The sequence below is a fragment of the Sutterella sp. genome (assembly GCF_030539355.1).
GTDB lineage: Bacteria > Pseudomonadota > Gammaproteobacteria > Burkholderiales > Burkholderiaceae_F > Sutterella.
In genome coordinates, this window is sequence record NZ_JAUNSF010000045.1 from 1 (window position 1) to 22345 (window position 22345).

Genomic DNA, 22345 nt, shown 5'->3' on the forward strand with positions numbered 1-22345 from the left:
AAATTTATTGATCCTGAAAGATCTTATCCCGGCATTATGGCGCATTCATAAAGCAATTGGTATGCCCTCGCGGAAATTATTCACCGTCCGGTATCTTTTCACCCCTCCCTTTTGATGAATGACACGACGTCAGATTCGTTCGTCATGAGAAACGTCAGGCACAGATCATGTCGGGCCGACACCCTCTCGATAATTTTTTTGTCTGTACCCTCCCTGCATCCCGTGTTCAAGCTAGGAGGGAATTATCAGATTGAGTCCGGGAACACGCCCCGAAACGCCGCAAACCGGCGTCTCATCAGGGACGGATCCCGGTCGCGCGGGACCGCCGCCGCCCCGGTGAATGCCTGCGGGAAGGCTGACATCCCCCCGCACCTGCGGGTGCGGGGATCCTGAGGCAGGCACTCCGGCGAACGTCAGGACATCATCGATGCTCATGAGGAATCGTTCGCCATTGCTCCCCCTCAACTGAGGTTAACAAATTATACGAGATCTTCCGTAACGGCGTTAGAAAATCTCCGGCAGACAGATGTAAAACACTGCGCGGTCTTAAAAGTAACAGTGTTGCAACTTTTAAAACAGCGTTATAATCGCGATATGTTTTTCCGGATGTTTAACGACATGCTGTCGTCCTTTGTCTCATGACCGACGGGGATGCGTCAGAGTCGGAAGGAGCGCCGCTGCCTGAGAATGCCGCGGAGGAAGACACTTCGGAGGCGGTCCGGAGTGAGTGCGGGAAGACGTCCCGGAGGAGAAGTCCCCGGTAAATGGCGTTCCGGGAAAGGCCGGGGTGTTGCACAGCGGCGGCGGCGGGCCCGGCGGCGGCGCTGCCAGCTTCGCTCATAAAAACCTCCGGGAAAACCGGGGAACCGGTGCGACCGCGCCCTCAGACGCGGAAAGGCCCGGGGGAGAGTCCCTCCGGGCCTCGGGTGCCTCAGATGTGCGGAGCCGCGGCTCGGCGGCTGCCCCGTGAGAAAGAGCGGAGCCCGCCTTCTCTGAGGTGTCGGTGACCGGATCAGCGCTTCCGCGGCGCGGGGAAGAGTCCGACGGCATCGACCTCGATCAGGCGCTTCATGTCGGTCAGGTCCTTCGTCGTCTCGATGTACTTGCGGAAGTGCGGCTGCCTCGTGTGGGTGATGTAGGCCTCGTGGTCGGCGTAGATCTCGAAGAACGTGAGCTGCGCCGGGTCCTCCTTCGAGGCGACCGAGTAGATGCTGATCACGCCAGGCTCCTTCTCGACCGACGCGCGCATGTTCTCGGTGACGGCCGCGAGGAATTTTTCGAGGCAGCCGGGCTTCACGTGGATCTCGGCCATGCGGACCTCGGGGCCGGCCGGGGTCACCGCGGCATGGGTCGCGGGAAGGCCGAGGGCGAGGACGGCGCCGAGCGCGGCCGCGGCAATCTGAGTTCTCATGGTAGTGCTCCCTGAAGATTGTCAGGAGGAAGTCCCTCCCTGATTTCATTCTGAAAGACAGACGCCGGCCCCGCTCACACGAATCTGTCGAACGCTTGCACGGAAGGATTGGACTGACGGTCTCCCACAGGACCGCCGCTGCCGGAGGGGGAGGAGGGCGGAAATTTTCTCCGGGATTTCCCTGACCGGGAATCTTCTGAGGGGAATCAACTAGCCACCGGGCGGGGGCGGCACGGCATAATTTTTGTTTGACATCGCCGCCACGGGCGGCGGATGGCTGCTCTCCTCTCTGGTGTCCCTCCCGGGGATCCGGGGGAGACGGCGCAGCCGCCGCAGAAGATAAACAGAACACAGACCCCGGGCGCACTCACCCACGGAACTCCCCCGAGAAGCCGCAGAAGGAAAAACAATCATGAAGATCTCGATCAAGAACGTCGGCGCCATCCGCGATGCGGACATCGAACTCGGCGACGTCACCGTTCTCTACGGCCGCAACGGCACGGGCCGCAGCACCTTTGCCAAGCTCCTTGACACGATCGTCAACGGTCAGGGCGACGAGAAGGCCATGAAGGCCGCCGTTGACTCGCTTCCCACGAACAACCTCGACCCGAAGGAACCCCTTGAGATCAAGCTCGCCCCGAGGACGGGCGGCAAGGTGACGCTCAGGCAGGGCGGCAAAACCGCCCCGGATCTCTCGTGCCTCAAGGGCTTCGCGCAGCGCGCCGTCTTCATCGACGACGAGGTTCTCGCGCTCTGCGGCCTGATCGGCCCCGAGACGGATCTCCACGGCATCAGCGTGTCCGAGAGGACGCTGCGCACGCTCGAGCTCGTGCAGAAGTCCTTTGACGCCAAGGGGCTCTCCACCGAGAACGAGGACCCCGAGGAAGCCCAGGTCCGCGAGAACCTCCGCCGCATCTGCCGCGGCCGTCTCGTCCCGGGCACGAAGGAACTGCGCTTCGCCGACGAGGAGGGCTCGCCCTCCGAGCGCATCCGCAGCGCCGGCGCGGGCCTGCGCCTCTTCCTGCTGCTCCAGCAGCTCATCTTCTCGGGCGCCGTCGGCCGCAACGATGTGCTGATCCTCGACTCGCCCGAGAGCAGCATGCACCCGGACTGGCAGGTGCGCCTCGCCGAGGTGATCATCCTCATCCTCGAGTCGATCGGCATCCGCGTGATCGTCATCAGCCAGAGCCCGTACCTGATCGGCGCCATCGAGGCCTACTCGGTGCGCTGGGACGTCGAGGACTACATCACCTACGCCTTCGCCCGCCGCGGGAAGCAGGGCGTCGAGATCGAGGACGTCACGGGCGACGTGGCCGAGATCTATGACGACCTCGCCGGCGCCTTCGACATGATCCAGAAAGCGAAGAGCGGAAAGAAGATCAAGTAAGCGATTGTCAGAACGGGAGAACGCTCGACCGGGCGGAGTCGGAAGGCTCCGCCCGATTTCTTTCTCCCGGACCGGCCGATGAGAGAAGAACGCGGTGTGCCGCTGTCTCCGGGGCGCCGCGGCAGGCTTGTCGGTATTCTGTCGGCATGCTCAACTTCCTTCGGGAGAGTGATTCCGATGACCCGCTCAACGAAAACACCGGCCGAGGCGCTCGTTGCCATCATGATCGAGGCGACGGAAGACCTGGAGAGGTTTATCCGGAACCGCAGGCTCAGGGACTTCCCGGTCGCCGAACATTCCGTCCTTGAGAGTCCGGACGTGAGGGCGTTCCTCGCCGCGGACCGCCCCTGGACGCGCATGGAATGGGACTGGCTTCTCGAGACCTTCGAGTTTGCCACCCGGATCTCGGACGAGACCGGTGACGTTGCCGACGAGGCGGTCGCGGAGATCCATGCTCGACTGGAAACCGCCACCGACGTCGCCTGCCGCTTCATCGGCGACATGCTCTACGGTGCCGACGAAGACAGCGAGGCGGAGATGACGGACGAGGAGGAATACCCGAGACTCCTGTTCCCGGCGTGATCCTTCCGAGCTCCGGCATGCCTCTCCGGCACGATCCGCGGCAGGTGCACCGCTGGGGGACGGAAGAGGGCAGACACTGAACCCTCAGCCTTCCGGCCATGAGAAAGGGAGGTGCCCTGAGGCATCTCCCTCTCTATTCCAGATATATCCTGATAATCCAATATTTCCAGCGTAATCAGGATCATCAGATGGCTTACGGCAGCGTCTTCAGCCACGCCGCGAGGTCATCGCGGAAGTGGTCGCCGTCGGGGAAGTTCTCCGTCTTCCCGATGCGCCAGCCGTGGTTGCCCGTCGGGTAGACGTGGAGCGACACCGGACGGTCGTTCTCGATCATCGCGCGGGTGTAGAGGAGGCTGCCGAGCGCGCCCGCGAACTGATCCTGCGCCGAGACCGCGATGAAGGCCGGAGGCGTCGTGAGCGAGACGTGCTTGTAGGCCGAGAAGGCCGCGTCGTACTTCACCGAGCGTTCCTCACCGATGAGGTTCTTCCTGCAGGAGCTCTTCGGCATCGTCTCCTCCTGCATCATCGTGATGTTCGGATAGATGAGGATGCTGAAGTCAGGGCAGGCCGCCCCGGAGCACTTCACCGACGAGATCGCGGCGAGGTGTCCGCCCGCGCTCGCGCCCATGACGCCGACCGTCCTGATGCCGTACTTCCCGGCCATGCCGCGCACGAGCTCAACGGCGCGGTTGGCGTCGGCGAGCGGCACCTCGGGGTTGCCCTTCGGAAGCCTGTACTTCAGCATGAAGACCGTGAAGCCCTGGTCGTTCAGGAACGGCGCGAAGCTGCCGTCCATCGAGGCCATCGAGAGCGTGCCGTAGCCGCCGCCCGGGATGAGGATCACCGCGCGGCCGTTCGGGTTCTTCGCGGGGAGGACCTCCATGCGGCCCTCGGTCACGTTGTAGATGTTGCCTTTCTCATCCGTGCGCTCGGGCTCGGTGATGGCGCTCCTGTTGGGGGCGCCGTCGGGCCAGAGCGGAATGACTTCCGCAGCGGCCGCGGAAAGGGCGGAGCCGCAGAGGGCGCAGAGCGCGGCGGCGAGCAGTGTCTTCTTCATATTCTGTCTCCAGTTTCAATATGAGCGTTCAGGCGGGCCGGGATCACCAGCCGTAGAACTCCTTCACGGTCTGCCAGGCGACCGACTGCAGCCAGGCGGCGTCTTCCTTCGCGAGCGGCTTCTCGCACCCGCCCAGATAGTCCGCGCCCTCGGGCGAGGACTTCGTGAGCGCGGCGAACATCACCGCGGCCTCGAGGTACGTGCCCGCGGCGGTCGGGTGACGATTGTCGGCGACGGTGAGCTTGAGATTCGGGCGGCCCTCGAGGGACTTCGCGAAGGCGATGCCCACGGGAATCACCATGGCGTTGTTCTCGTTCGCGACCGCGGTCGTGGCGTCGGCGAGCTGCTTCGTCATCTCAGGACGGTCGGCATAGGCCCAGGTCATGAGGAAAAGGGGCTCCGCGCCGGTCTCGCGGATGTCCTTCGAATGGATGGCGGCGTACTTTTTGAAGAACTTCGCGAGCTCCGGGTGCACCGGACCCTGGCTGTTGTCCTGCAGGACGACGGCGTCAAAGACCTTGCCGTCGGGGAACTTGTTGAAGACGAGCCGGTTCGAGCCGTCGTTGAGCGTGGAGTAGCTCGAGAGGCCGTCCGGGCGGAGGTAGGTCTTGACGAGGTGCCAGTCGAGGCCCGCGCCGCCGATCGTGGCCATCGTCGAGCGCATCTTCACGCCCTTGGCGCGGTTGAGGCCCGAGAGGTAGCCGTTGACGCCGCAGTTGTAGTACATGAACGAGTTGCCGACGAGGAGCACGCGCTCGGGCTGGGCAGGGAGCGACGTGACCTTCGGCTTCACGCTCCATTCGGCCGCCGTGGCAACGCCCATGGTCAGGCAGGCGGCGACGGCGGCGGCAAGGATCCTGGTGGATTTCATATTCAAATTCTCCTTCCGAAAAGAGGGGATGTCCCCCCGAAAATCATATCAGCGCGCCCGCCCCCGGGGAGACCGTCTGAACGGGTTATGCTGTCTGCCTGCAGACACGATTCAGGCGCCGAAACCCATGAACATCACCACGTCCGACGAAAGAACCGTCACCGCCGAGGAGGCCCGCTCAAGGCTCTCCGAACTGCTCGAATCCGTGAGCCAGGAGGACGCCGGCCCCGTCACCATCACCGCTGACGGGAAGCCCGTCGCCGTGCTCGTGAGCAGCGATGTCTACGAGGCGCTCTGGGAGGCGAGGATGGAGAAGGACGTGGGGGAGATCTTCGCCGAGTTCGACGAGGTGAACAGATCGCTCACGGACAAGTGAACATCATGGGAAGAGCCGCCCCAAACAAACCCGTGCTCCTCACCGAGAAGGAGATCGTCTGGGTTCACAACAAAGCAGTCCAGCACTACGGCGGGCTGCCGAGCCGAACGGAACCCGGCCGTCTGAGCCCGGTCGTCTCCCGTGTCCGCAATCTCGAGCTCTACGAGGGCGTCAGCGACATCTTCACGCTCGCCGCGATGTACTGCGTGGCGATCGCCCGCGCGCACCTCTTCGCCGACGGCAACAAGCGCACGTCGATGAACTCGATGATGCTGTTTCTGAAGCGGAACGGCATCCGCCCGCACATGGTCGATGACCTTGAGGAGAGAGTGATCTCCGCCGCCACAGGCGAGCTCACCGCCCCGGAGCTCGCCGACTGGCTCCGCCGGAACTACTCCCGCAACGACGCCTGACCCCGTAAACGACACCGCCCGAGGCTCTCACCCCGGGCGGAATCTGTCTTTTGAAACGATCAGCTGCTCAGCTTGCGGCTACACCGCCGACCAGAAGATGATCAGCAGGATCTGACCCGTGACGATGCGCAGGAACATCGCGAGCGGATAGACGGTCGAGTAGGCCACCGCGGAGCTGTTCTTCTCGGAGAGCGTCGCCGCGTAGGCGAGCGTCGGGGGATCGGTGGTGGCGCCCGCCATCAGGCCCACGATCGAGTGGTAGTTGAAGTGGAAGAACCGGCGCGCGGCCCAGCCGATGATGAGGAGCGGCACCATCGTGATGACGACGCCGTAGAGCATGTAGAGGAAGCCGTTCCCGTGGATGAAGGCGTCGGCGAAGCCGCCGCCCGCGGCGAGGCCCACGCTCGCGAGGAAGAACGCCATGCCGAGTTCGCGGAGCATGAGCGACGCCGAGTTCGTCGTGTACGTGGCAAGCTTCAGGGACGGCCCGTAGCGGCCGAGGAGGATCGCCACGACGAGCGGGCCGCCCGCGAGGCCGAGCTTCACCGGCACCGGGACGCCCGGGATGGCGATCGGGATGATGCCGGCGAGGATGCCGAGCGCGATGCCCACGAAGATCGAGATGATGTTCGGGTGGTCGAGCTTCTGCGTCTGGTTGCCGACGCGGGAGGCGAAGCGCGTGATCGCGCGCTGCGGACCCACGACGCGCAGGCGGTCGCCGAGCTGCAGGTGAAGGCTCCTGTACGGGAACACCTCCATGCCGGCGCGGTAGATGCGGGTGATGTTGAGGCCGTCGTAGTGCGAGACGTGGAGGTCCTTGATGCGCAGGCCGTTGACCGCCGGGTCGGTCACCACCACCATCTCCGAGTGCACGGGCGAGTGGGGCGTCTCGAGGTCAACGTCCCCGGCCTCCTTGCCGAAGAAGGCGACGATCGCCTCCTTGCTGTCGGCCTGGGCGACGATCTTCAGGATGTCGCCGCTCCGCACCTGCGTCTCGGGACCGGGCGAGGAGATCTCCTCTCCGACGGCCTTCCTGCGCGAGCAGACAAAGGGCCGGCCGATGAAGCGGCGGATCGCCTCGAGGGTCTGGCCGTTGAGGAACCCGTTGGCGACCTCCACGTGGAAGCTGATCGGCGCCTCGTTCTTGTCGGCCTCGTCGGCCTCCCAGGCCCTGTCCTCGTCGGCGAGGTTGATGCGGAAGACGACGCGGATGATGATCGCCGACAGGATGATGCCCACGACGCCGAGCGGATAGGCGCAGGCGTAGGCCACCGCGATGTCCTCGCCCTGGTAGCCCATCACGGCGAGCGCCTCCTGCGTGGCGCCGAGGCCCGGGGTGTTGGTGACGGCACCGTAGTGGACGCCGAGGAAAGCCGGCAGATCGATCGAGCCGCCGGCGACGGCCCAGAGGAGGAGGGTGACGATGATCGAGAGCAGTATCGCGCCCACGGTGAGGCCGTTCAGGACGACGCCCCCGGACTTGAAGCTCGAGAAGAAGGACGGTCCGACCTGCAGGCCGATGAAGAAGATGAAGAGGATGAGGCCGAAGTCGCGCAGGAACATCAGCACGTGGTTCTCGACGCCGATGCCGAAGTGGCCGGCGAGCAGCCCCACGAAGAGCACGAAGGTGACGCCGAGCGAGACGCCGAAGACCCGTATGCGTCCGAGCGCGAGACCGATTGAGATCACGAGCGCGTATACGAGCACGATGTGCGCGACCGAGCCCGGATTGGTGAGCACCGATTCCATGAAAGTTTCTTCCCCAGTTTGGTGGTGGCGTGCGGGTTCCTTTGTCCGTCCGGAACTGACCGGTGCGGCGGGAACGTCTGCTTTTCTCCGGGGTCTCCCTGAATCCTGTTTGCCGCGCATCCGGTTCCGAAAGGAATGCGGGCGGGATCCCCGATTTGTGTTCGGCCGCGAAGTCTAATCCCGCCGAAGGTGTCCGACCGCGCCGAACGCCGCTCCCTTTGCACGGATCACGGGCGGAAGGGCGACCTTTACACCGCCTTTACGCTCTTACCGGGCTCCGGCCCCGGAGAGCAGGGCAGACCTTGACCCAACCCCTGACTGATTAATCAGCCGCGCCTGCGACAATCGCCTTCCCGGAGCGCTCCCCCGCGGCACGATTTTTCTGCGACAATGTCCCCGGACCAACCCATACCCCCAGGAGGTATATCTGAATGAAAAAGTGCATGGACGCGCCCAACCTTCACCGCCGGCTCCGCAAGATCATCGGCCAGGTCGAGGCAATCGACCGCATGATCGACGAGGACGTGCCCTGCGAGGACATCCTCGTGCAGATCAACGCCGCGAAGAGCGCACTGCACCGCGCGGGCCAGATCGTGCTCGAGGGACATCTGCAGCACTGCGTCCGCGACGGCATCGAGAACGGCAACGCCGAGGAGACCGTGGCGAAGTTCGCCCGCGCCGTGGAGCACTTCGCCCGCATGAGCTGATCCGGGCGGCGCGTGCCCGGCGTAGACGCGCTCCCGTGACCGCGCAATACCCCATACCCCCATGGGGTTGACAAGCTCACCGGAGCGGCGCTAATCTTGCGCCATACCCCCAGGGGGTATCCAGTTTGAAACAACCCGACGTTTTCGCCGTGCCCCTTCACCCCTGGAAGCGGGTCCGGCGAAAAAAAATTTATCCCCTTCGATACCCATACGGGTATACCCATAAGATCGAAACGCATTGATTTCCCCAGGGTTTCGACCGGGCGCCCGCAGGGGTATGGAGAAAAGAGAATGGCTGAACAGTCTGAAAAATCCGGTCTTCCGGGGCTCTGGAGCAATGAGTTTGCGCGGGCAGCGATACTGATCGCGATATCCGCCGTGGCGCTCGTCGCGGGCTTCTTCGACGTGAAGGTGTACGGCATCGACCCCTCGTGGGTGGCGATCATCCTCTGCGGCGTGCCGATCATCATCGAGGGCGCCGAGGGCCTGATCCGGCGCTTTGACATCAAGGCCGACGTGCTCGTCTCGCTCGCTCTCATCGCCTCCGTCATCATCGGCGAATACTTCGCCGCGGGCGAGGTGGCGGTGATCATGCAGCTCGGCGCCCTCCTCGAGGAGCTCACCGTGGCCCGTGCCCGCAAGGGCATCGAGCGCCTCGCGTCCCTCGCGCCCGAGACCGCCCGCGTGGTCGAGGGCGATGCCGAGCGCATCATTCAGGCCTCCGAGGTCGCGGCCGGCGTCACCGTCCGAGTTCTTCCGGGCGAGACGGTTCCGGTGGACGGCGAGATCCTCTCGGGCACGACGAGCGTGGACGAATCGGTCCTCACCGGCGAGGCGATGCCCGTCGACAAGGGCCCGGGCGACAGCGTGATGTCCGGCTCGATCAACCGCTTCGGCGCTTTCGACATGCGCGCCGACCAGGTGGGCGAGAGCTCCACGATCGCCCGCATGGCGAAGCTCGTCGAATCCGCGGACGCGAGCCGCGCCGAGATCGTGCGCCTCGCCGACCGCTGGGCCACCTGGATCGTCGTGATGGCGCTCTCGGCCGCGTTCCTCGTCTGGCTCGTCACCGGCGAGGAGATCCGCGCGGTCACGATCCTCGTCGTCTTCTGCCCGTGCGCGCTCGTGCTCGCCACTCCGACGGCCGTCATGGCCGCGATCGGGTGCGCCACGAAGAAGGGCGTCCTCGTGCGCGAGGGCGATGCCCTTGAGCGCCTCGCCGAGATCGACCGCGTCGCCTTTGACAAGACCGGCACCCTCACGACGGGCGAGCCCGCCGTCTCCGACGTGCAGACGCTCACCGATTCCATCACCGCCCCCGAGCTTCTGAAGCTCGCGGCCGTTGCCGAGAAGCAGTCCGAGCACCCGCTCGGCGCCGCTATCGTGCGCGGCTTCAAGGAAAGGAACGCCGGCGAGGCGCTCCCCGACCCGGCCGAATTCTCGATGGAAAGCGGCAGCGGCGTGCGTGCTCAGACCTCGTCGGGTGAAGTCGCCGTGGGGCGTCTCTCCTGGCTCAAGTCGATCGGCGCCGCCACGGACGCTGAGATTGAACGGGCCGAGGCTGCGGCGCTCCCCTTCCGCGCCGACGGCGCGAGCGCGGTGTTCGTGTCGGTCGCGGGCTCGGTCGCGGGCTTCATCACGCTCTCCGACCGCATGCGTCCCGGCATCGGCAGGGCCGTCTCCGCCATGAAGTCGATGAACGTCGCCCCGATGCTGATGACGGGCGACCACCCGGCGGCCGCCATGCACGCGGCCGAGGCCGCGGGCATCGACCCGAGGCTGGTCGAATCCGAGTGCATGCCCGAGACCAAGCTCGAGCGCCTCGCGTCGCTTGAGAAGGCAACGGTCAAGACTGCCATGGTGGGCGACGGCATCAACGACGCGCCTGCTCTGAAACGCGCCTGGGTCGGCATCGCCATGGGCGGCGTGGGCAGCGACATCGCGGTGAACGCCGCCGACATCGTGCTCGTGCGCGACGACATCCGCGTGATCCCCTGGCTCGTCAAACTCTCGCGCCGCATGATGCGCATGATCCGCTTCAACATCACGCTCGCCATGGGCATCAACTTCGCGGCGATCATCCTCGCGGCCCTCGGTCTCCTCGGACCGGTGCTCGGCGCGCTGGTGCACAACGCGGGCTCGGTGCTCGTGATCCTCAATTCCGCGCGGCTCCTGCGCACCCCCGGCGCCGAGGAAACGACGGACAAGGAGGCCTGACAGCGCAGAAACTCTCGAATCCGCGGGCGCTTTCCCTCTCCGGGCTCATCCCGCCCGCAGCGCCCCGGGCCGGCTCCTCCTGAATCTTCCAGGGGAAGAGCCGGTCACAGACAGAGGAAGGAAGAGAGAAGGGCGGAAATGTTCCGCCGCCCGGATCTCCCCGGCCTCGACCCGCTGCTGACGGAAGGCGTTCCGGACCTTTTTCGGTCCCGGTCCGGACCCTTCCGTCAGTGCCTTTTCTGAGAGAGAGTACGGAAAGGCGCGCCCGGAACTCCCCCGTGGCATCGCGTCTCAGACTCCCGGAGGTTTCCGGTCTCAGCCCCACCCGGGGAAGGCATCCCTTGTTACATGTTGAGAACCCGCGCGGAACACATCAAAAAATACGCCCGCTGATTACTGCCGTGCGTGCAATTTCTTGCGGCAGCATCCTTGCGGGCGCACAGACTGTCTCTACCGCCATAGGGCTACACTTTGCACAGCACATATCCCTAACGCTTACGACAGCCTGTTTGATTTCGATTTTACATGAATGACACAATTTGACACAAGTCCACAGTCGGGAAAAGAGGCTCCTGTCTTATCCGGGAGCGACGTAAGATCAACAGTTTTCTTCAGGGGAGGTGCCTGATGCGCTCTTGTGGCTGCCCGCAAAAGCTTTGAAAACAGTACGCCCTCGGCTTGCTGCAATGCGCTTCAGCACTGGCCGATGAGCCTCCCCTCAGACCATTTCCTCCTCGCCGATGATCTCGGAGACGGTCTCCTCGATCGTGCGCACGGTGATGATGCGCTCGGCGAGCTCGCGGTAGATGGGGGCGCGCTCCTCGTAGAGCACCTCGACGCCGCGCTGCTGCGGGATGGGGCGCTTGTAGGTGGAGAGCTTCGAGAGCGGACGCTGCAGCCAGAGGAACGTGCCGTTCAATGCCAGCAGCATGCGATTCCTCGGCATGAGGCAGGCGCCGCCGCCCGTGGAGATCACGAGCCCGTGGCGGCCTGCCAGTGATTCAATGACCGCCGACTCGTGGCTCCTGAAGTACGCCTCGCCGTCCTCGCGGTAGATCCTCTGCGAGGGCTTCCCCACGCGCGCCTCGACCAGGGCGTCGATGTCCACGAACTCGCGCATGAGTCTGCCGGCCACGACCTTGCCGATCGTGGTCTTGCCGCAGCCCGGCATGCCGATCAGCACGATGTTGGCGGCGTCGCGGCGGATGTCGCCGAGGATGGTGCGGGTGGCGGAGAAGGGGAGCGTGCGGCCGGTGAAGAGCTCGGTCGCCTCGCGCGCCTCGATCACGCGCAGGCCCAGCGCGCTCCTCGCCTGCAGGCCGTGCGTCTGGGCGCACCAGACGAGCCGCGTGCGGATCGGGTTGTCAATGAGGTCGAGCACCGCGACGAGCTTCGGGAAGGCAGAGAGGCACCCCGGCGTCTCGATGGGCATGCCCTCGAAATCCGGGGCATGCCCGAACTCGGTCGCGTTGATGAGGAGGTTCGCGCGCTGCGCGGCGGGAAGCGCCTCGATGCGTTCCTCGGTGAGGGGATTGCCGATCTTCACGAGATCGGCCGAAACGACGCCGAGCTTGAGCAGCAGCCGCGCCAGGCCCTCGGAGAGCGGATCCCCGAGGGGGCCCGTGAGGAAGAGCGCGCGGCACTCCTCGAGCGGGACGCCGAGCGACGGGAGCAGCCTTGTGAGGCCCGTCGCGAGCGTGAAGTCACCGGTCACGGTGCCGTCGCCCTCGCGCAGAAGGAGGTTCACGAGCCCCGTGGTCCTCGCGGCCTGGGACAAATGTCCGCAGACCTCCATCGCGAGCTTCTGGTACGGGGCCTCCACCACGACGCCGTCCCAGCGGCCGCGGATCAGGAAGTCAAGCGCATCGGACTTCGAGAGATGCAGGCTCTCCGCGCCGGTGACACCGAACTTCGCGAGAATCTCGTGCCCCTCCGGAGCCGCCGCCGAGGGCCTGCGCCCCGAGAGCCAGCAGAAGCGCGGGTCGTCGGGGTCCGCCTCCGGATCCCCGAGGAGCATGCGGTCCGTGATCGGCTGGAAGTCGCCGTCCGGACCCGCCTCTCCGAAGGGAGAGGGCTGTGAATTTGCACTGGGGGACATCGGAAAAGGGAGGAGGAATGAAGCTTGTGTTCGATAAGGCCTGCGCCATTATTGCGCCGTGCGGGCACTCTGGAGAAAGCGCCGTTCCAATTGTGCCCCTTTCGGGGTAGCTCTGCACAGTATCCCGTCGGGGGAGCGAATCGTACAGCAGGCGAGGGGAGTCTGAAGCGCCGTTTTCGCCGGACTTCCTGTCCTTTCATGCCGCTTCGCAGCGCATCACGGCATCACGGAGAAACTATCGAGACCGTCCGAATAAGGGTTTTTCCCACACAACGGGCCGCGAGTGGTGCAGAATCCGTTTCAACAGAAATTACTCCTTTTGACCTAATGACCCCACAACAGCTTGCCGGGCTTCTCAAGAAGCCCGAACTCAACGACGACGACATCGTCACGCTCCTCGGGCTCACGGATCCCGGGCTCTGCGGGATGCTCCGCGACGCCGCCTTCGCGCGCACGACCGAGCTCCTCGGGCCCTACGTGTACTACCGAGGCCTGATCGAGCTCTCCAACATCTGCACGGCGAACTGCCGCTACTGCGGCATCCGCAAGGCCAACCACGCGGTGAAGCGCTACACGATGACCCAGGAGGAGATCGTGGAGCAGGCCGTCTGGGCCGCCCGCAACGGCTACGGCTCGGTGTGCCTGCAGTCGGGCGAGCGCCACGACGAGAAGTTCATCGAGTTCATCTGCTCGTGCCTGCGCGAAATCCACGAGAAGACGAAGGGTCCGCTGCTCCCGAAGGGCGTGGGCGTCACGCTCTCGCTCGGCGACCAGGAGGAGGAGGTCTACCGCCGCTGGGCCGAGGCCTGCGGGAATCCGGAGTCGCTGCGTTACCTCGCGCGGTTCGAGACCTCCAACCCGAAGCTCTTCGCGATGCTCCATTCCACCCCGGGCACGAACGAGAAGAACCTCGAGCACCGCTTCGCGTGCCTGAGGTCGCTGCGCCGCTGCGGCTATCAGGTAGGCTCGGGCGTGATGATCGGCATCCCCGGGCAGACGCTCGAGGACCTCGCGCACGACATCCGCACGTTCCAGGAGATCGACGTCGACATGATCGGCATGGGCCCGTACCTGAGAAGCGAGGGCAACGACCTCGAGTCGCTCGGGCAGATGGAGCCCAGGGCGCTGCTCCAGCTCGCGCTCAACATGATCGCGGTGACGCGCCTCGTGATGGGCCCCGTCAACATCGCCGCCGCCACGGCGCTCCAGGCGATCCGCGACGACGGCCGCGAGATGGGCATCGAGTACGGCTGCAACATCGTGATGCCGAACCTCTCGCCGCAGCGCTTCAGGAAGGGCTACCAGCTCTACGACAACAAGCCGTGCCTCGACGACGAGCCCACGCACTGCGCCTCGTGCCTCGAGAAACGAATCGAGTCGCGCGGCCGCTCGGTCGGCTGGAACATGTCGGGCTCCTCCCGCCATTACCTCCGCCGCATGGGACGCCCCGACGAGGTGAAGCCCGCGAAGGACTACACGCCCGACGGGAAGCGCCTCATCCGCCTGCGCGCGATCTGACGGAAGACCGGATCCCGGGGAACGCCTCCCGGGAAACATTCACGGACCGCACATACGGTTTCGCCCGGGGATCTCTCCCCGGGCGAAGTCATTTCCGCCGGTTGAAATCCGGCCCTGCCGGCGGAAGGTCAGATGAGGTTGATCACCACGAGCAGCACCGGCAGCACGAAGACGAGGCCGAGCGTGGTGGCGCCGATCGCCTCGGAGGCGAACGTCTCGTCCGCGCCGTAGGTCTTGGCGAGCACCGCGATCACGCTCGTGCAGGGGAGCGCCGAGGCGGCGACGAGCACCTGGATCATCTCGCGCGGGGCGCCGAAGAAGCTCGCCGTGAGGTAGACGATGACGGGGCGGAAGATGAAGCAGGAGCCGAGAATGAGCCAGATCTCGCGCGGCAGGTGCTTCAGTTTCTCGAAGCCCATCGACTCGATCGTCATGCCGATGAAGATGAGGGCGAGGGGCGACGTGATCTGGCCGATCGTGCGGGCGGTGCCGGCGATGAAGTTCGGGACCGACACGCCGATCAGGATCACCGCGACGCCGATCAGGAAGGCGACGAGCGGGGGCGAGAAGAGCATGTGGAAGCTCTGCCTGCTGATGATGCGGGGCCGCAGGCCATGGACCTTGTGCACGCCGTCAAGCTGCACGCAGTAGAGGCCCACCGTCCAGACGAAGAGGCAGTTGGCAAAGAAGTAGACGAGCAGCAGCGGGATGCCCTGTTCGCCGAAGATCGCCATCGTCATCGGCACGCCCACGAAGAGCACGGTGGCCGAGCAGAAGCAGGCGATGAAGGTGCCCCGCCACTCCGCGCGCACGAGCCCGAGCTTCACGAGCGTCACGGCCGCGATGAAGTTGATGCTCATCGTGATGAAGGGGATGAAGCCCATCGAGAGGAGCTCAATCAGCTGATCGTGCGTGAAGCGCGACGTGACGGAGTTGAAGAGGAAGAACGGAATCGAGAGATTCACGAGCTTCGCGATGAAGGCGCGCCGCTCGCGGTCGATGTAGCCCATGTGGGCGAGCCACCACCCGAAGGCGCCCGTGAAGAGGAGCACCAGGGTGTTGGAGAGTGAGTGGAGGATGGCGGTAAGCATTGGTGGTTGGTCGCCGGAACGACTTTTTCTAAATGTATCCCGTGAGCGTACCACCGGCGGGGCATCAAGTGGAACGGAGACACCCGCCGCGCGGTATGGTCTTCATCGGTTCCGATGAGGGCGGCTACACTTCATCGTCCGTTTTCATTCCGTTCCCATGAAGGAGGCCTCCGTGCCTGAGCTCCCTGAGATTGAGTCCGTCCGCCGCATGCTCGAGCCCGGCCTGCACGGGCGGCGGGTCGAGGCGGTCGACGTGAGGCGCGCTGACGTCGTGGCGCACCCGGACGCCGAAACTTTCCGCCGTCTTCTCACCGGCGCCGTCTTCACGACCGCGGGCCGGCGCGGCAAGTTCCTCGTCCTCGGTCTCGCCGGGGCGGAGGGGCCGTTGAGGCTCGTCATTCACCTGCGCATGACCGGGTGCCTTCTCCTCGCGCCCGCCGGGCACCCGGAGGAGAAGCACACGCATGTCGTGCTGAGCCTTTCGGACAGCTCGGGCGGCACGGAGCTCCGCTTCTCCGACACGCGCCGCTTCGGCCGGCTCTGGCTCCTTGAAGAAGGAGAAAGCGACGCCCTCTGCGGCATCGACCGGCTCGGGGTCGAGCCCCTCTCGCCTGCGCTCACCGCAGAGTACCTGTCGTCTAAATTCGGACGAAGCGCCCGCGCGATCAAGTCCTGCCTCCTTGACCAGTCCGTCATCGCCGGCATCGGCAACATCTATTCCGACGAGATCCTCTTCTCAGCGGGCATCCATCCGGAGCGCGCCGCCTCAGGCCTCACCGCGGAGGAGTGGGAGTGTCTCGCGGAGGTGATCCCCGAGCGGCTCGGCTACTTCTGCGCGAAGAACGAGATGACCTCGGAGGAGGCGCTCGACCTCAGGGGCCGGGACTACCGCAACACGCCCTTCCTGCAGGTCTACGGCCACGAGGGGCATCCGTGCCCGGTGTGCGGCTCGGCGCTCCGCCGGATCGTCGTCGGCGGCCGGTCGAGCGTGTTCTGTCCCGAGTGCCAGAGCATCGGGTAATGGAAGTCACCGGTTTATATTTTCAATGAAATCATCCTTCTGAATCGGTTCAGATTCAGAAGAATGTTCACGGCGCCGTCACTGCAGGCCCAGCGCCGCCGCCACCGCGGCAGGCTCCGGGTCGTCCTGCACGAGCTCCCGCATGCTCCCGAGGATCTCGTCCTTCATTGCGACCACCATCTCGAGCGAGAGCGCCCGCGCCTCGAGAAGGAACGCCCGGTCTATGCGCACCGGGCGCCAGACGCCGCCGAAACGCTCAATCCCGTCGTCGTCGACGCAGTTCTCCTTCGCGAGGAAGGCGAGCGCGAAGCCGAATTCGAGATTGAGGAGCCTCCGGAGCCCTTCGTCGGCGCCGCGCGCGTACCGCGCTTCGAAGCTCCGCATCAGCGCCTTCCACTCGAGGTCCGCGAGCTTCACGGCGTCCGCGGCGTCCCCGTGCTCCTCGGCGAGTGAGAACCAGGCTTCGGCGAGAGGAGGGAGGTCCTCGCGGACCATGCGCCGGGTCTCATTGAGGAGCCGCGCCTCGGCGCTGAATCCGCCCCAGGCGCCGTCGCCGGTCTCCTCGGTCTCCCCGGCCGCGGGCGCGTCCGCCACGGAGATCGCCCTGCGGGCGACATGCCCGCGGAAGAATTCCTCCGGCACGTTCCGGTCGAGGCACTCCATCGAGGCGAAGGCGAGCGCAAAGGCAACGAGCTCGGGCGAGTGCGCCTCAAGAAGTTCTCCGAGCCGCTCCGCAGGAGCGGGTGCCTCCGCTGCGGCGGACGCCGGGAGCCCGAGCGCATCGAGGAACTCCTCGAAGGGCGTGGGCACGTCCGACCTGGCGTCCTCAATGAGCCGCCCCCAGGGATACCAGCCCGAGAGGAGCGCCTCACCGGCCTTTTCCTGCGGAATACGGAAGGGCTCCTCCTTCGGGGCGTCGAGCGGGATGAAGGCCGGGGGCTCGAGGCCGCAGTACTCGCGGCCGAGCCAGGCGGCGGCGCCGTGGCAGTGGCGGAGCGCATGGCTGAGCGCCGCGGGCGTCCAGTCCTCCTCGGCCGCGTTCCTGCGGCCGACGAACCTCTCCTTCAGTTTCATGAGCTCGAGGAAGCTCCTCGCTGCCGCGCCCTTCACGGGCGGCAGGGACTTCGGATCGAATTCGCCGTCATCCCCGTTCCTCCTCTTCACGATCTCCCGGCGCTCGTTGAGTACCTCGTCGCCGAAGCGGCTCATCAGCTCCATGGCGGCCTTCGGAGACTGCCAGCAGAGAAGCTCGAACCTGCGCCCGAGGAGGGCGAGCCCGGGACTCGCCCCGTAAAGGAAGGAGAAATTGCTCTCGGTCCCGAGCCGGCGGCCGGGGGGAATGGCGCGCAGGAGCTCCATGTCGCCGAGCCGCATGGCTCCGCCGAGCTCGAGCGCACGGGCATAAAGCTCATTCTGAACCTCCTCCGGGATGCCGAGGCGGCCGGGGAAGCCGTGTGCGAGGCGGGCAAAGTTGAGGAGCACGCCGATGCGGAAGGTGACGGCCTTGTCGCGGACGTTCTTGATGTAGCTCCTGCGGGAATCCCGGCAGAGCCGGTTCATGATGTTCCAGGGATCGGCATCGCCCGCGTCGTCCGCGGCGCGGCGGCGCGACAGCGCCCCGCGGAGCCGCTCCCACTTTCCGCCCTGAAAGGTGGCGAGCGCCGCCCGGGCGAGGACCTGCTCCTCGACGGAGAGCCGCGGCATGGCCCGCTCGAACCCGTCGATCTCCTCGGAGAAGAACTTGTCGAGCAGCCCCGTCCAGTTCTCCCGGGAGTCCGCCGCCCTCGCCGAGAGGAACTGGAAGAACCAAGCGGCCACGACGAGCGAGCTCTCCGTGATCCCGACCGAGCTCACGAGATCCCCGACCGGGTGCGGCACCATCGCGAGCGACGTCGGCAGATACGTGCGGAGCGGGTCGGCGAGGAGCTTGAACGGATTGGTGAGGTTGTTGACCGCGTTGAGGAACTCGTTCTCGTCAAGAAGCATGGTTCGTGAATGCCCGTCTGCAGCATGTGTTTTGAATTCGGCTCGGGACCGGCGGTCAGACCTCGCCCGGGCTCTTCCCGTCAAGGGCGGCCCGGAGCTGTCCGTCGAGATTCTCAATGATGCCGCGGCTCTGCGGCGTGATGTCGCCGAGATACCTGGCCCTGCCTTCCTCGTACTCCCCGAGGAGCCTCTTCAGGCCGTCCCGGAGCTCGTCGTACCGGGACTCCTGCCGGCAGCTCAGCATGCGGGCGAGGCACATGACGCACTGACCGAGATCCGAGAGGTACTCGAACTTGTCATCGGGATCGCCGGCCTTCTCAACGGCGATTCTGTCGAGCCTGAGGATGTACTCCCGGCGGCACAGCCAGTCCCTCATCTCCCCGGAGAGCGGATCATGGAGCCCGGGCCTCGCACAGACATGACTCACCGGATAGAGCGCCTCGGAGAATTCCGCCTCCTTCATGGCGGCGAAGCGGCAGGAGGGCGCGTCGCCTTCCTCGGCACGCTTCCGGATGATCCCGTACGAGCTGCGGAAGACCTCCGGGTCCCTCATCGAGTCAATGAAGAGCTCGCTCCAGAAGCGCTCTTCGGTGAGCTCCGGGTCGGCATAGAGGTATTCCTCGACTTCTCCGGCCGTTTCGAGCAGCTTTCTCGGCTTGTCGTTCGCTTCTGTCACTGTTGTTCCTTGCTGAAGTGGGATGAATGTGGTCGGCCCGGCACCTGCCTGTTCCTCAGTCCTCGAACGGGTTCTGGCCGTTCAGGACCTGATCGATGAGCCGGTCCTGCTGTTCGAGGAAGTCCCGGTCCTTCGGTGCAAGTTGATCGAAGTACTCGACCTTCGCCTTCTCGTAGGCGACGAGGAGCAACCTCAGGATCACCTGCTTCTCCGCATATTTCTCGCTACCCCGGCAGTTGAGCATCGAGGCGAGGCAGAGGACGTGAATGCTCAAGGAGCGCAGCAGCTGCGCCTTGTCCCGGGCCTCACCGCTCTTTTCGACGGCGATCCGGTTGAGGACGTGGAATGTGTCCCAGCGCCGCTGCCACTCCTCCATCTCGGGCGAGAGCGGATCGTAGTTCTCCGCCTCGCGGCAGATCCTGTCGACGGGCTGCTCGGTGTCGGAGTACTCCGATATGTACTTCACGAACCAGCGGCAGGAGGGGACGTCACCCGCGAGCGCCCGCTTGTAGACCATGGCAATCAGTTTTATGCAGAGGTTCTGGTCGGAGGCGAGGGCGTCCATGAAGAGCGGACTCTCAGAGCGCACCTCCGTGAGCGCCGGGTCTCCGAAAAGATAAGCCTCGGCTTCCTCGACCGTGGAGAGTCTCTGTTCCCAGAGGTTCTTCTTCGTCTTTGCCAATTTCAGTCGTTCCGCATGCGGTTGCAGTGAAGGTTCCTGTCCGGGAATTCCCGGCCGTCGGGTGATGTTAGCAGGCCTGGGGAGGCAAACGGCACGAGGAAGTACCCTCAGTGTGCCACCGGCTTGAAATTCCTGGAAAGCCGGGCGGAGGAAGGCCATTCCCGGATAACAATCCGTCACTGAATCTGTGCGTAAAATCCGGCGCAGACGGAGATCACCAGCCCCGCGATGCAGAGGTTCCTGCGCTTTTTCAGGAATTTCAGGGCCGCCGTCTTGTCGAGCACCGTGGCCTCATCGTCGTCGGAGTAAATTTTGAATTGGTAATTCGTGATGAGACTGACGACATCCACGAGATGGATCAGAGCCGCCACGGCCCACGCGGCGAAGACACCACCGGCGATCCGGTTCCGGTGGAAATCGTCGGCGAATGCGAGGCAGACGAAGCCGATCACGGCGGTGCCGACGGGGCCGATCCACACCAGATCGGATGACATCTGTTCGGAGAGCAGACGCGCAGCCAGATCCCTGAAGCTTTCCTTTTGCTGAGTGTTCGTGTTTGTCATGACATCCTACAGGCGCGGCCGGTGCACGGCGATCTCCGGGACCCGGTTATTTCACCCGGAAATTTCATTTTGTCAGCGGACATCCCTGAAGTCCATCCTTCGAGAGAAGGATCCCTCCGGCGAAACCTTCCTCCCGCGGCGGCGGGCCATCTGTGGGACAATGCCTCGCTGCCCGGCGGCCGCCCCGCCGCCCGCAGCAGAGAACATTCACGAAAAAGGGAGAGAAGAGACAAATGTTCAGGACCGCCAGGAAGATCGCCGCGATCACCGCCCTCGTCACCTGCGCCGTGATGACGGCCGCCGCCGCGCACGCCGCCGGAAACACCACGATCGAATCCTTCAACCAGGCCAAGAAGCTCCTCGAGCGCCAGGTCTACATGGACCACCGCGTCACCTTCTACTGCCGCGCGACGTTCGACGCGAAGAAGAACATCGATCTCCCCGCGGGGTTCGTGACGCCCGAGCACGCCAAGCGCGCGAAGCGCGTCGAGTGGGAGCACGTGGTGCCCGCCGAGAACTTCGGGCGCTTCTTCACGGAGTGGCGCGAGGGCGACCCGGTCTGCGTCGACAACCGCGGCAACCGGTTCAAGGGCAGGAAGTGCGCCGAGAAGGCCAACACCGAGTACCGCTACATGCAGAGCGACATGTACAACCTCTACCCGGCGATCGGCGCCGTGAACGCCATGCGCCTCAACTACAACTACGCGATGCTCCCCGACGTGAAGCCCACCTTCGGCACCTGCCCGATGAAGGTCTCCGGCAACCGCGCCGAGCCGCCCGAGTACACGCGCGGCGCCATCGCCCGCACGACGCTCTACATGGCCGACGCCTATCCGAAGTACCGCATCTCGCGCCAGCAGCGCCAGCTGATGGAGGCCTGGAGCAAGATGTACGCGCCCGACGCCTGGGAGTGCACCCGCGCGAAGCGCATCCAGAAAATCCAGGGCAACGAGAACAAGTTCGTCACCGAGGCCTGCCGCAGGGCCGGTCTCTGACCGGCGGACGTCAGCGCCTCTCCGGGCTGATCCGAGGAAGGGCGCCTCACCCGGGTGCGGAAAGTGACACAATGCGGGGATCGGACCCTCCCGTGAATCACGCGAGGGCACCCGACCCCCAACCCTGTTTTCAAGAAGTCCGGATTTTTTGAAATGGCGAAGAAGACCAACAGAAGCACGGGCAGCAACAACGCTCTGCTCGTGAACATCATCCAGCAGATCCTCGCGATGCTCCCGGCCAAGGTGCGGCCCATTGTCGCCCTCCTCATCGTGATCGCGGCCGCGCTCTTCGGCTGGCTCCAGCCGACGGAGGAGGTTCCCTCGACGGGCGACGAGACGGTGCAGACGACGGGTGAGCCCGCGGGCGGCAACAAGAAGATCGAGTCCTTCAACACCGCGAAGCACCTCCTCGAGGATCAGGTCTACAACGACCACCGCACCACCTTCTACTGCAACGCATCGTTCGACGCGAACAAGAACATCAAGCTCCCGAAGGGCTTCAGGACCCCGGAGCACGAGGAGCGCGCGAAGCGCGTCGAGTGGGAGCACGTGGTTCCGGCCGAGCACTTCGGGCGTTCCTTCACGGAATGGCGCGAGGGTGCCGAGGTCTGCAGGGAGAGCGACGGCACGAGCTACAAGGGCCGCAAGTGCGCCGAGAAGGCCAGCAAGGAATACCGCCTGATGCAGGCCGACCTCTACAACCTCTATCCGGCGATCGGCGCGGTGAACGCCATGCGCCTCAACTACTACTACGATGAACTGCCGAACGCGAAGGTCACCTTCGGCACCTGCCCGATGAAGATCGAGGGTGAGAAGGCCGAGCCGCCGGAGTACACGCGCGGCGCCATCGCCCGCACGACGCTCTACATGGCCCAGCAGTACCCGAGGTACCGCCTCTCGGACCAGCAGAGGAAGCTCATGGAGGCCTGGAACAAGATGTACGCC

The 22345-nt window shown here is 65.0% G+C and carries 20 protein-coding genes; 10 read left to right on the forward strand and 10 right to left on the reverse strand.

The genetic code is table 11. The features are described from left to right. Positions 1–1012: 1012 nt before the first annotated feature. Positions 1013–1411: a putative quinol monooxygenase gene (locus Q4F91_RS07685; RefSeq protein WP_303336391.1), complete on the reverse strand. Its 399-nt coding sequence runs from the start codon at positions 1409–1411 to the stop codon at positions 1013–1015. A 412-nt stretch (positions 1412–1823) separates the two neighbouring features. On the opposite strand from Q4F91_RS07685, the gene Q4F91_RS07690 reads away from it, so the two are divergent. Both Q4F91_RS07690 and Q4F91_RS07695 read left to right on the forward strand, forming a co-directional pair. Continuing rightward, on the forward strand, positions 1824–2798 hold the full coding sequence (locus tag Q4F91_RS07690) for an AAA family ATPase (RefSeq protein ID WP_303336393.1): 975 nt from the start codon (positions 1824–1826) through the stop codon (positions 2796–2798). A gap of 177 nt (positions 2799–2975) precedes the next feature. Then, entirely contained in the window at positions 2976–3380 is a 405-nt protein-coding gene (locus Q4F91_RS07695) for a hypothetical protein (protein ID WP_303336394.1), read from the forward strand. Positions 3381–3573: 193 nt separating this feature from the next. On the opposite strand, the gene Q4F91_RS07700 is transcribed toward Q4F91_RS07695, so the two are convergent. Both Q4F91_RS07700 and Q4F91_RS07705 read right to left on the reverse strand, forming a co-directional pair. Next, entirely contained in the window at positions 3574–4437 is an 864-nt protein-coding gene (locus Q4F91_RS07700) for an alpha/beta hydrolase (RefSeq protein ID WP_303336396.1), read from the reverse strand. A 43-nt stretch (positions 4438–4480) separates the two neighbouring features. After that, a complete protein-coding gene (locus Q4F91_RS07705) occupies positions 4481–5308 on the reverse strand; it encodes a DUF4886 domain-containing protein (protein WP_303336398.1) in 828 nt (275 codons plus the stop codon). 127 nt (positions 5309–5435) lie between these two features. Between Q4F91_RS07705 and Q4F91_RS07710 the strand changes: the two genes are divergently transcribed. Together Q4F91_RS07710 and Q4F91_RS07715 are read left to right on the forward strand one after the other, a co-directional pair. After that, positions 5436–5684 carry a type II toxin-antitoxin system Phd/YefM family antitoxin gene (locus tag Q4F91_RS07710; protein WP_303336400.1) on the forward strand — a complete coding sequence of 83 codons (249 nt, stop codon included), beginning with the start codon at positions 5436–5438 and terminating at the stop codon, positions 5682–5684. A gap of 5 nt (positions 5685–5689) precedes the next feature. Then, positions 5690–6097, forward strand: a complete 408-nt coding sequence (locus Q4F91_RS07715; protein WP_303336402.1) for a type II toxin-antitoxin system death-on-curing family toxin — start codon at positions 5690–5692, stop codon at positions 6095–6097. Between the two features lie 78 nt (positions 6098–6175). Here the strand turns inward: Q4F91_RS07715 and Q4F91_RS07720 are convergent, their stop codons facing one another. Further along, positions 6176–7846 (reverse strand): putative transporter, encoded by a 1671-nt coding sequence (locus Q4F91_RS07720; protein WP_303336404.1) that lies wholly within the window; start codon positions 7844–7846, stop codon positions 6176–6178. 431 nt (positions 7847–8277) lie between these two features. Between Q4F91_RS07720 and Q4F91_RS07725 the strand changes: the two genes are divergently transcribed. Beyond that, complete coding sequence (locus Q4F91_RS07725; RefSeq protein WP_303336406.1) at positions 8278–8553, forward strand: metal-sensing transcriptional repressor; 276 nt, start codon at positions 8278–8280, stop codon at positions 8551–8553. 291 nt (positions 8554–8844) lie between these two features. Further along, entirely contained in the window at positions 8845–10770 is a 1926-nt protein-coding gene (locus Q4F91_RS07730) for a cation-translocating P-type ATPase (RefSeq protein WP_303336407.1), read from the forward strand. A 718-nt stretch (positions 10771–11488) separates the two neighbouring features. Here Q4F91_RS07730 and Q4F91_RS07735 read toward each other — a convergent pair. Beyond that, the gene (locus Q4F91_RS07735; RefSeq protein ID WP_303336409.1) at positions 11489–12787 is read right to left on the reverse strand and encodes a shikimate kinase; all 1299 of its coding nucleotides are present in this window, start codon (positions 12785–12787) and stop codon (positions 11489–11491) included. A 408-nt stretch (positions 12788–13195) separates the two neighbouring features. Between Q4F91_RS07735 and hydE the strand changes: the two genes are divergently transcribed. Beyond that, a complete protein-coding gene (hydE, locus tag Q4F91_RS07740; RefSeq protein WP_303336411.1) occupies positions 13196–14386 on the forward strand; it encodes a [FeFe] hydrogenase H-cluster radical SAM maturase HydE in 1191 nt (396 codons plus the stop codon). A gap of 128 nt (positions 14387–14514) precedes the next feature. Here the strand turns inward: hydE and Q4F91_RS07745 are convergent, their stop codons facing one another. Continuing rightward, positions 14515–15477, reverse strand: a complete 963-nt coding sequence (locus tag Q4F91_RS07745) for an AEC family transporter (RefSeq protein WP_303336412.1) — start codon at positions 15475–15477, stop codon at positions 14515–14517. A gap of 172 nt (positions 15478–15649) precedes the next feature. Between Q4F91_RS07745 and mutM the strand changes: the two genes are divergently transcribed. Beyond that, complete coding sequence (gene mutM / locus Q4F91_RS07750; RefSeq protein ID WP_303336414.1) at positions 15650–16498, forward strand: bifunctional DNA-formamidopyrimidine glycosylase/DNA-(apurinic or apyrimidinic site) lyase; 849 nt, start codon at positions 15650–15652, stop codon at positions 16496–16498. 78 nt (positions 16499–16576) lie between these two features. Here the strand turns inward: mutM and Q4F91_RS07755 are convergent, their stop codons facing one another. The 4 genes from Q4F91_RS07755 to Q4F91_RS07770 all read right to left on the reverse strand — a co-directional run bounded on the left by Q4F91_RS07755 (position 16577) and on the right by Q4F91_RS07770 (position 20405). Further along, positions 16577–18484, reverse strand: a complete 1908-nt coding sequence (locus Q4F91_RS07755; protein ID WP_303336416.1) for a hypothetical protein — start codon at positions 18482–18484, stop codon at positions 16577–16579. 55 nt (positions 18485–18539) lie between these two features. Further along, a complete protein-coding gene (locus Q4F91_RS07760) occupies positions 18540–19160 on the reverse strand; it encodes a hypothetical protein (RefSeq protein ID WP_303336417.1) in 621 nt (206 codons plus the stop codon). Between the two features lie 55 nt (positions 19161–19215). Then, positions 19216–19842 carry a hypothetical protein gene (locus tag Q4F91_RS07765; RefSeq protein WP_303336419.1) on the reverse strand — a complete coding sequence of 209 codons (627 nt, stop codon included), beginning with the start codon at positions 19840–19842 and terminating at the stop codon, positions 19216–19218. A 176-nt stretch (positions 19843–20018) separates the two neighbouring features. After that, a complete protein-coding gene (locus Q4F91_RS07770) occupies positions 20019–20405 on the reverse strand; it encodes a hypothetical protein (RefSeq protein ID WP_303336420.1) in 387 nt (128 codons plus the stop codon). 233 nt (positions 20406–20638) lie between these two features. Here Q4F91_RS07770 and Q4F91_RS07775 point away from each other — a divergent pair, with 233 nt between their 5' ends. Both Q4F91_RS07775 and Q4F91_RS07780 read left to right on the forward strand, forming a co-directional pair. Beyond that, positions 20639–21400, forward strand: coding sequence for an endonuclease (locus tag Q4F91_RS07775; protein ID WP_303336422.1), 762 nt, complete (start codon positions 20639–20641; stop codon positions 21398–21400). A gap of 153 nt (positions 21401–21553) precedes the next feature. Then, the coding region (locus Q4F91_RS07780) for an endonuclease (protein ID WP_303336424.1) at positions 21554–22345 on the forward strand (792 nt) is incomplete at its 3' end.